Below are 9,412 nucleotides of genomic sequence, written 5' to 3' on the forward strand. Positions count from 1 at the left end.
CGCGCTCCATCCGTCCCGGACCCGGCCGCGTCACCCGCTGCACCCCGGCCTGGAAATCGCGCGCGGCATCATGATAGCGCAGGCTCAGCGCCACCGGCACGCCATCCGCCGCGCCGTCCGCGCTCTCGGCCGGGTCGATCGCCCGGCCATTGACCCGCCCCGCCAGCGCTTCCGGCGCGATCATCGACCCGGCGACGACGCCCGCCTCGCTCAGGGTCAGGCCGTCCTCATCGGATCGCAGCGCCAGCCCGTGCGCCTCCACCAGCGGCGTGATCGCCTCACGCACATCGGCGCCGCCCGCCGCGAAGCCATCGACCCACGCCCCCTCCGCGCCCGTCAGCCGCCCGGCGCTCAACGCGGCGGCGATCGCGCCCAGCGCCACCGGCCCTTCATCCGCTTCCACCTCGAACGTGAGTGAAGGGATGCGATTGCCATAATCGGCGAGCGCCAGATCCTCGAACACGACATAGGCGATGCCCCGGTTGGCCGGCGTCGCCCCGATCCCCTGCGCCGACGCGATCAGCGGATCGGCGTCCTGCGCCTCGTCACCGGGATAGACCCGAAAGCCCGACAGCTCGGTCTTGAAGTCGCCCGCCGCCCCGCGCAGCAGATTGCCGTCGGCCCAGATCCGTTTCACCCGCCGGATCGGCCGCGACGACAGCGCCACCGCCAGGCTCGCCGCATAGCTGTAGCTGGTGACGCTCGGCCGCCCCTTGCCGCCGCCGCTCCTGCTCGATATTTCCTTGAGGTCCGTCGCCCAGATTACCGTGCCCGCGACCCGCATCGTGCCGAATATGCTGGGCAGCTGCGTGCCATAGCTCGACGTCTGGAGTTGCAGGTCGGACAGGCGCGCGCCCTCCCGTCCCTTCGGCTTGAACAATATCTCATTGTCGATGACATTGCCGATCAGGCCGCCGATCGCGCCGCCGATCGGCCCGCCCAGCACCGTGCCCACCGCCGTCAGCACTATCGTCGCCATATAATCCTCCTATGCGCCCCGCCACCAGCCGATGACCGGCCAGGGCGAAGGCCCCGGCGTCTCGACCACGCGCCCAAGCCCGGCATGGGCGTGGACGAAGCCATCGCCCGTTCCGATCATCAGATGCAGTTGCAACGGCCCCGGTCGCACCAGCGCCAGATCGCCCGCGCCGCCACCCGTTCCGCCGGCCGTTTCGTCGACGACCGGCCGCATCCCCGCCGCCCGCAACCCTGTTTCGGCCCGCGCCACGTCGCCGCTGCGCAGGCCATAGGCGCAGGGCGCTTCGCACCCCAGCGCCAGCGCCGCCACTCCGACGCAATCCAGCCCGCCCATGCCGCGCCCGTGCAGCCGGAACGGCACGCCGACCAGGGCCCGCGCCGCCGCGACGATCTCCGCCGCCCGCTCCGCGCCGCTCATGCGCCGGGATAGCGGGTCAAAAGGTCCATGCCCGGCAGGAACGGCTCGCCCCGGAAATTGGCGATATTGCCGAACCGGCCCGAACAGGTCGCCGCCTGCCGGTCGCATCCCTCGCTCAGCAACGCCAGTGTCCCCGGCGTCACGGCAAAGGCCGGCGGGTCGGCCAGCGTCAGCCCCGCCGCCTCATGGTCCACCACCGCCTGCGTCAGCCCGACATTCGCCCCCGTCATCCATCGCAGCGTCCCGAAAGCATAGACGCCCGCCGTCAATCCTCCCGCCCCCAGCCCGCCGATCGCCAGTTCAGCGCCCTCCGCGCCATGCACCGCCACCACCCGCCGCCGCCCGGCCATGTCCACCCGGCACGCCCGGTCGCCCAGCCGCGCGCGGCAGTCGGGCGCGGTAGAGGGCGCCGCCGGCTCGCCCAGCACCGCCGCCGCCCCGATCCTCTCGGCGGTCGCCCAGCCGCGCGCGGCAGTCGGGCGCGGTAGAGGGCGCCGCCGGCTCGCCCAGCACCGCCGCCGCGCCGATCATCTCGGCGGAAAAGGCCGCCCCCTTGCGCGACACCGCGCCGATCTCGCCCCGCGCCAGCAGCAGCCACAGCGCGCCCGGCGCCTCCCATTGGGTCAGCCGCACTTCCAGTTCCGCCCCGTCCCAGCGCCCGGCCATCAGGTCCGCCGCGCTGATCGCGTCGCTGCTGATCGCACCCGCCACATCGCTATCCTCTCCCTCCAGCGTGATGCCGCTGCGCACCGCCGACGGCGTCATGCCCGGCGCGGCGCGATAGAGCAGGCCGCCAATCTCCAGGTCGCGATCATGGCTGCAAAGGCCGATCGTCACCCCGTCCCGCCGCGCGATCCGCCAGCAAAAGGCGTGGGTGCACAGCGTCGCGTCCAGCATCTCCGCCGCGCTCATTCGCGTATCTCCACCAAGGGCACCGACACCGCCTCACCCGCGGCGAAGGTCGCCCGGTTGATCTCCAGCCGGTCCTCGGCAAAGCGCACCGGCACGTCGAAACGATAGCCCGCGCTCAGCACCACCCCTTCGGCCGGCGCGCTGTCGAACGCGATGACGCCCTGCCCGCCATGGCTCCATCCCGTGCTCAGCTCGACGCCATCGGCGGCCACGCGGATGCTGCCCGCCACCGGCCGGGTGATCCGCCGCGCCTGTGCGTCCGCCCCCGCGCCATAATAGCGCATCAACGGGAACTGCGCCGTCACACCGTCCCCCACGCCCAGCCGCTGGTCCATCGGCCCCGGCGCCGCCCCCGGCGCGCCGCTGCGATCGTCATAGGGGTCAGTGAAGCGAAATCCCCGCGCCGCGCCTCGCCGCGCGCGGAAAAAGGCGATCAGCGCCATGATGTCGGCTTCGGACCGTATGCCCGGCCCGGCATCGTAGGACAGGCGCGCATCGGCCCAGTCGCTGCTGCGCCGCTCATGCCCCGCCGGGCTTTCGACGATCTGGGTGGAAAAGGCCGGGCTGAGGCTCGCCTCCCGCCCGATTGCGATCGGAAACAGCACATCGTCAAAGGCTTGCACTTCATCCTCCCCATCCATGCTGAAACAGGTAAAGCCATCGCGGCATATTTGCGGCAGCGCCCAGAGGAAGGTCGCCGCCGTCCCGCGCGCCACCGACGCCCGCGCCGCCGCCGCGATCTCCCGCCACTGCGCCGCCTGGCCCGGCAACAGCACGAAGCCCGCAAAATAATGCTGTTCGTCGACCGGATAACCCAGCCGCGCCGTCGCCAGCTCAACGCCGCGCGCCGTCAGCAACGGCCGCCCCTCCGTCACCCAGTCATAATCCTCCAGTTGCAGCACGTCGAAGGCGGGCGCGGCCCATCCGACCGGCATGTTCGCCCGTTTCGCCTCCGGCGCGCGCGGATCGAGGATCGTGGGCAGATAGGCCAGCAAATGCGTCACCGCTTCCGGCGCAACCGCCTTCACCGCCGCGCACAAGGCCGCCGTCGACGCCGCCAGCACCGCCCCCGCCGCATCCAGCAACGCGCATTGCGCCGCGTCCAGTTCGCCCCGGACGCTCGGAATCGACACCGGCGCGCCCCCCGTATACCCGGCCAGCACATCGCGCGCCGCATCGTCATACAGGCAGATGCGGCCGTCCTCCGGCATCACCCACCACCATGGCTCTCCGACCTGGAACAGGATGGCCAGGCCCGCCTCCAAAGCGATGGAAACAAACGCCCCCGCCACCGCCTGCACATAGGCCATCGCCCCGCCATGCGCGGGCGACAACAGGGTGGAGGGCGGCGTCCATCCGGTCAGCGCCGGATCGCCATTTTCCGCCCGCTGCTTCCAGTCGTTCCAGCAATGTGCGTCGAACAATTCATAGGATAGGGACCAGATCAGGCCGAAGCCCGACGCCTTGGCCCGCATCGCAAAGTCCCGGTGCCACGCGGCACAGGGCGCGTTCAGCACCCCGCCCGCCAGGCTGACATACAGCCCCGCGCCAGATCGTTCGAGCCGGAAATAATGGCTCATCCCGACATAATGGTTGATCGCCCCGCGATAGCCCAGCGCATGGATCGCCGCGACCACCCGTTCGGGCGTCTGGTTGAAACAATCATCATAGCCGGTCGCCATCGACAGCCCATGTTCGGGCAGCATCACGTCCCCCACCGCCAGCACCGACCCCGCCCCGTCGCAACGCATGGCGCTCAGCTCCGCCCAGCCCTCCTGCGCCCCGGCGAACGGCGTGTCCCCTTCGTCATAATCGGGCGGCACCAGCGAAATGAACATCCGGTCGATGTCGCCCGCCCACACCGGGTCGGCGTCGGTCGGCAGGTCATAGCCGCCCACCAGCGCGGAAAAATCCAGCGTGACCACGGCATCTTCCGGCCCGCCGCTCGCATGGTTCCACAACCGCACATACCAGGCGCGCGGATGGCCCGCCGCGTCCCGCCCCTCGATCGTCAGCGTCGGCCCATGCGTCTCGTCCAGCCGGCGCACGCCGCCGCTGCGCCAGCGGAAGGACAGGGTGCAATCGCGAAAGTCCCTGCTCGTTTCATAGGACAGCAGGGCATGGCTCCACTGGTCCTGCGCCTCCCAGATCAGCCCCGCCAGGTCGCCCGACCCGTAAAAGACCGCGTCGACCCGCAGCGCGTCGGGCGCGGTGGTGACGACGCTCGCCATCATCGGCCGGGGGAAATTCACCGTCCAGTGCGTGGGCGCGAAGCGCTTGATGAAGCGACTGTCCTGCCCCCGGCGCTTGTCCGCCAGCCAATAGCCGATCCCGCTCATCGCTCGATCGCTCCCGCGTCCGTTGACCGCGATGCTCACCCGCACGTCGCGCGCGCCGCCGCCCGACAGGCCGCCATTCGCGACCACTTGCCCGCTCGTGGTCGGCACGAACATTTCCGGCCCCCGCTCGCCGACCATATAGGCCCGTCCCGGCGCCACCGGCCCGCCGGTCGCCCGCCCCGGCAGCCCCAGCGCCGACGACAGCAGCGACGCGCCCAGCGTCGCCAGCCCGTTGCCGCCACCCGACCCGCCGACCGCCGATCGCAACGCGCCCGCCGCAATGGCGTCCATCGCGCCCAGCGCCACCCGCTTCAGATCCTCAAAGCCGAACTTGCCGGTCCGCACCGCGCGCAGCAGCCCCTGCTCGATCCGCAGCCCCGCCCGCTCCGCGCCCGCCGCCAGCGGCCCTTCCATCCCCGTGCGCATGGCCTCCACATCGCGCGCCAGCCCCTGCGTATCGGCCCGCACCCGCACCACCAACGTCTCGATTTCCTCGTCCATCCCCCACCTCCTGGCAATCATGTCCTCGTCGTTCCCGCGAAGGCGGGAACCCATCTCGCGGGCTTTCCCCGGATCGATGCGTGGGAGATGGACTCCCCCCTGCGGGAAAATGACGATGCCGAATGTGCGACGTTATTTCCCGTGATTTCCGGGTCGCCCGATGATCCCATCTGGCTCGACGTCAGACTAATCCGGCATCGCCCCCATCATCCGCGCCAGCGCCGCCGCATCGACGCCGCCCGCGCCCTCGGCCTCTTCCCCCCGCGCCGCGCGCAGCACGCTCGCCAGTTCCGCCGGGGTCGCGCGCCAGAACTCGTCGGGCCGCCACCCCAGCAGCCACCCGGCCACCCCCGCCAGCCGCCCGGCCGCGTCGGCGAAGCGCGTCATTTTCCCGCCAATATCTGTTGCAGCACGGTGCGCAGCACCGGCGTCACCTTCGCCAGCCCCACCGCCAGCACCGCCTCGCCCAGCGCCTCGCGGCTCAACGCCTCGCGATCCACCAGGCAATGCCAGAACAGCGCCACCAGATCGGCGAGCGACAGCTTCCCGTCGACCGCCCGCTCGACCAGGTCGAACAGCGGCCCCAGCTCCTGCTCCGCCGCCACCAGCGCGGCGAAACTCGGCCGCAGCGCCAATGTCTCGCCGCCGACCTCCAGCGCCGCCTCGCCCCGCTGCGGGTTCGCATCGGGATGATGGGCCGCGCTCACAGGCTCACCACCGCGCCGGAGCTTTCCAGGCTCAGCGCATAATTGCGCTCGCCATTATAGTCGCCGGCATAGTCCAGCCGCGTCACCAGGAACCGCCCGCGCATCCGCTCCCCGCTCTCGAAGCTCAGCTCATAATCCTCGATCGTGCCGGCCAGCGCATGGTTGCGGATGCGTATTTCCGCGTCCGACCCGGTGAACAGCCCGGCCGCCGACACGCTGACCGACCGCACCCCCGCGCCCGACAGCAATTCGCGCCAGCCGCCCGAATCCTTGCTGGTGATGTTCACCGCCTCGCCATTTACGGATAATTGCGTGGTGCGCATTCCAGCGACCGTGGCGTAGGTTGCGGGCATGTTGCCGTCCCCCACCTTCAACAGAAACGCACTTCCCTTTTCGACGCCCATGGCGCATTCTCCCAACATGCGAAACCGACGCCGCAAGCACCCTGCTTGGGCTTCGGGAAATCGCGGAAAAACAAGAGACTCGGACGGCCACTGGCCAACCGATCGCAGCGTGAACCAATAGGTTTATGGAGAGGTTCTGATGTTTGTTGCTGCTTCGCTCATGATGATGCTCGCCACCACCCCCTCGGCCGACGCCGTCGGCATGGGGCGCAAGGATTTTTCAAAATGCCTGGGCGCCCAGACGCAGCCCTCGCTCGACAAGAAATTGCCGCTCGGCGAATTCCAGTCCGCGCTCAAGCGCACCTGCGCCGACAAGGAAGCCGCCTTCCGCGCGGCGATCATCGCCCAGGACAAGGCTGACGGCATGTCCGACAAGGACGCCCAGGCGGACGCCGACGACCAGATCGCCGAATATGTCGACAAGATCACCAGCGAATATGAGGAAAGCAGCCGCCCGCGCTGACCGGCCGCAACAGCCCTCCCGACGCCACCCCCTCGACCGTCACCCCCTCAACCGTCACCCCGGCGAAGGCCCCGGTCTCAGGCGATGGCGGGACAGCGCGTCACGCCGAAAAATGCAGCGGCAATCGCGCAGAGGCGGACCATCTTCCTCCCCTCCCTGTCAGGGAGGGGCCGGGGGTAGGTCGCCGCCTCAGCGGCGCTCTGCCAACGACAGACACGAAAAACGCGCTCCGCCTCCCCCCTTGAAAGGGCCGGACTCGTCTTGTTTCGGCCAGAAACGAACCGTTGAGCACGCTGCAAAGTCGCTTGAACGCGCCCACCCCGCTACGTCACCCCAGCGAAGGCTGGGGTCTCCGGCAACCCGCGATGACGCTGGAAAGCTGCCACCCTCGCCGCCCCACGCCTCCGCCCGAGATGCCAGCCTGCGCTGGCATGACGCCGGGAATATGGAGTGGCCGATAGCGGCCGAACCGGACATAGAAGTTCAGCTTCGTTTGCAGCTGCGATTGGCCGATAGGGGACAGACCGTTTTCCGCGTCTCCGCCCGGATAGCAGCCATTGGCCCAAGCCGCCCGTGCAACAAAATGGGCATTTTGTTGCACGGGCAATTATTTATTATCAGTAACTTAAATAGGACCATACCGTCTGGTCAAATTTGCCTAACTGCCCTGTTCATAGTCAATCGATTTGCAGATAAGGTGGGGTTATGAATAAATCGAAACAGGCAGAACTCACGATAGATGACATAGCCAAGCGTCGTGTCCCCTGCTTAATCGCCTATCTGAATCCGTTTCGCATGGTCGAAGCTGAAACTCTAACATCTTGGGATGCGACGATCACTCAAATCAATGAGCACTCATGGGACTACGCCGCTCTTCATGAAATGGTGGGCGGGCTCGATGTAGGGCTCGTTGCTCCTTACCATCTTGTGGTTGCGCGAGACGGCGCATTGGCGCTTCCCCCGATAGAAGGGCTCAGGTCCGATCAAAATGCGGTTGAGTTTTTCAACCGATGCTTAGCCGCGCTGCTCATTGGAGGAATCTACTGCGAGGCGATTACTCCCGATGGTCTCGACCTAGGATCAATTATCGACTGGAAATATGTTCGAAGCCATAGATATGGGTTTGCGGCACCAAATCGTTTTCATGAGCAAATTAGGTATGGCAAGGCAAGCGCAATAGAAGCGATCGCACTTTACCGCCCACGAACCGTTGCTTTTGACGCTCTCCAAAGCGCTATGGCAACCGGGCTTGAGGTTCTAAATTTGATACCGGCGTTGCGAGGCGAATATCTATTAAAGGGCACCACAGGAGTGGCTCGCCGAGATTGGGGCGCCGCGCTGGCAAATCTTTGGATTGCCGTGGAGCAGTTAGTTTCGGAAATTTGGACACGCGAGGTTGTGAAGCCTACACTCGCAGACGATCCAAGTAAGGCACGTAGAAATCAACTGGCGGATACCCGCACTTGGACGGTGTCAGCTCGTCTTGAGCTTCTATCTCAGAAAAAGATGCTGCCTGCCGATACGTTCACGGCTTTGAGTAAGGCCAGAAAGGCTCGCAACGACCTTTCGCACGAGGGTAAACATCCTTCAGAAAAAGATGCATATTCAGCGTATGAGGGTGTTTGTGGCCTTCTCACAGTTGCCCTCGGCGGGAAACGTCCGGCACTCTTCGATCTCGATCTTACCAACCATTCTCTGTCTGATCCGTTCGCTCCGGCTAAGTCATTGGCAGGCGAGCCAGAATTTTGGATGGAAATTCCTAAGTTACCGGGGGAGCTCGAACTGGAGAGAGCCGAGGCGAAACTTCGGACCACCAGACGAGAATAGGCGCGCCGCTTATGCGGCGTACGGCGAATTTTCACGCAATCCTATAGGAAATCTTTCCCAAGTAAAACATTGTAAATCAGTTACTTAGGTGATTCACGCGGTGGAGAATTTCAGGCCGTTCCCGCCCCCCCCGTCGAAACGGTCCAGCTCGAAAATTTATTCATGAAACCCTATTGCCCAAATTGTTGCATGAACGGCAGGTAGCATAGCCCCCTTCCATTTTGGGCGTGTGAAGGAGTTACGCGGAGCGTCCAAAAGTGGCGCAATGCGGATATCAAGCACGGTAAAAATCGATGTCCGCTACCCACCCCCTCCCGTCATCCCCCCTCCCGCACCGCCCTTAGCCGATAATCCATCACCGCCCGCCAGCCAGCGGCCCCGCCGCCCCGCGCCACGCGCGACCGCGACAGTCGCGCGCTCACGATGCGCCAGCCGTCCTGCGCCTGCGCCGCGCCGATCGCCGGATCGACCCGCGCGATCATGCCCGCCAGTCGCGCCGGCGTCTCCTCGGCCACGACCAGGCCGATCGTCAGGCGCAATTCGCGGCCCTCGACATCCTTGCCGCCCCAGTCCGCGCCCAGGCACTCGCCGACCATGGCATAGGGCGCCGCCGCCCGCGCCGGTTCGCCGTCATGCACGCCGTTCACCGCGCGCCCCAGCATATCGTCCGCCCGCAATGCCGCGATCACCGCGGCCCGCACCGCCACTTCCCCGCTCATCGCCCTCTCCCCGCCTCGCGCAGCGCCAGGTCGCGCCACCAGCGCGCCTGCAATCCCCGGCCGGACACCAGCACCGCCTCACCCTCGACCACCGCCGTGACGCCGTCCCCGGTCAGCGCGGCGGCGATCCGAGCCCGCCGCGCC

The 9,412-nt window shown here is 67.1% G+C and carries 11 protein-coding genes and 1 pseudogene; 2 read left to right on the forward strand and 10 right to left on the reverse strand.

Features of this window, described 5'->3' with window-relative positions; all coding sequences use genetic code 11:
• The 9 genes and pseudogenes from C100_RS28670 to C100_RS28700 all read right to left on the reverse strand — a co-directional run.
• A partial coding sequence (locus C100_RS28670; RefSeq protein ID WP_024018468.1) for a phage tail protein occupies positions 1–979 on the reverse strand: 979 nt, incomplete at its 3' end.
• 9 nt (positions 980–988) lie between these two features.
• Complete coding sequence (locus C100_RS28675; protein WP_024018469.1) at positions 989–1,396, reverse strand: hypothetical protein; 408 nt, start codon at positions 1,394–1,396, stop codon at positions 989–991.
• Positions 1,393–1,746, reverse strand: a complete 354-nt coding sequence (locus tag C100_RS49420; RefSeq protein WP_442800304.1) for a phage BR0599 family protein — start codon at positions 1,744–1,746, stop codon at positions 1,393–1,395. Before C100_RS49420 ends, C100_RS28675 begins: the two co-directional genes overlap by 4 nt.
• Positions 1,697–2,308: a DUF2163 domain-containing protein gene (locus tag C100_RS28680; RefSeq protein WP_442800305.1), complete on the reverse strand. Its 612-nt coding sequence runs from the start codon at positions 2,306–2,308 to the stop codon at positions 1,697–1,699. The genes C100_RS49420 and C100_RS28680 overlap by 50 nt, the downstream gene beginning before the upstream one ends.
• The gene (locus C100_RS28685) at positions 2,305–4,647 is read right to left on the reverse strand and encodes a DUF2460 domain-containing protein (protein ID WP_031308702.1); all 2,343 of its coding nucleotides are present in this window, start codon (positions 4,645–4,647) and stop codon (positions 2,305–2,307) included. Before C100_RS28685 ends, C100_RS28680 begins: the two co-directional genes overlap by 4 nt.
• Before the next feature lie 6 nt (positions 4,648–4,653).
• Positions 4,654–5,148: pseudogene (locus tag C100_RS47715) on the reverse strand (tail tape measure protein); the annotation flags it as partial.
• A 186-nt stretch (positions 5,149–5,334) separates the two neighbouring features.
• The gene (locus C100_RS28690) at positions 5,335–5,535 is read right to left on the reverse strand and encodes a phage tail assembly chaperone (protein WP_024018471.1); all 201 of its coding nucleotides are present in this window, start codon (positions 5,533–5,535) and stop codon (positions 5,335–5,337) included.
• Positions 5,532–5,855, reverse strand: coding sequence for a gene transfer agent family protein (locus C100_RS28695; RefSeq protein WP_024018472.1), 324 nt, complete (start codon positions 5,853–5,855; stop codon positions 5,532–5,534). Before C100_RS28695 ends, C100_RS28690 begins: the two co-directional genes overlap by 4 nt.
• Complete coding sequence (locus C100_RS28700; RefSeq protein ID WP_024018473.1) at positions 5,852–6,259, reverse strand: phage tail tube protein; 408 nt, start codon at positions 6,257–6,259, stop codon at positions 5,852–5,854. The genes C100_RS28695 and C100_RS28700 overlap by 4 nt, the downstream gene beginning before the upstream one ends.
• A 139-nt stretch (positions 6,260–6,398) precedes the next feature.
• On the opposite strand from C100_RS28700, the gene C100_RS28705 reads away from it, so the two are divergent.
• Positions 6,399–6,722, forward strand: a complete 324-nt coding sequence (locus C100_RS28705) for a hypothetical protein (protein WP_024018474.1) — start codon at positions 6,399–6,401, stop codon at positions 6,720–6,722.
• A gap of 705 nt (positions 6,723–7,427) precedes the next feature.
• Positions 7,428–8,549 (forward strand): hypothetical protein, encoded by a 1,122-nt coding sequence (locus tag C100_RS48135; protein ID WP_152536401.1) that lies wholly within the window; start codon positions 7,428–7,430, stop codon positions 8,547–8,549.
• Between the two features lie 317 nt (positions 8,550–8,866).
• Here the strand turns inward: C100_RS48135 and gp17 are convergent, their stop codons facing one another.
• Complete coding sequence (gene gp17 / locus C100_RS28710) at positions 8,867–9,268, reverse strand: tail completion protein gp17 (protein WP_024018475.1); 402 nt, start codon at positions 9,266–9,268, stop codon at positions 8,867–8,869.
• Positions 9,269–9,412 lie beyond the last annotated feature (144 nt).

Origin of the sequence: Sphingobium sp. C100 (genome assembly GCF_000508185.1) — a bacterium.
GTDB lineage: Bacteria > Pseudomonadota > Alphaproteobacteria > Sphingomonadales > Sphingomonadaceae > Sphingobium.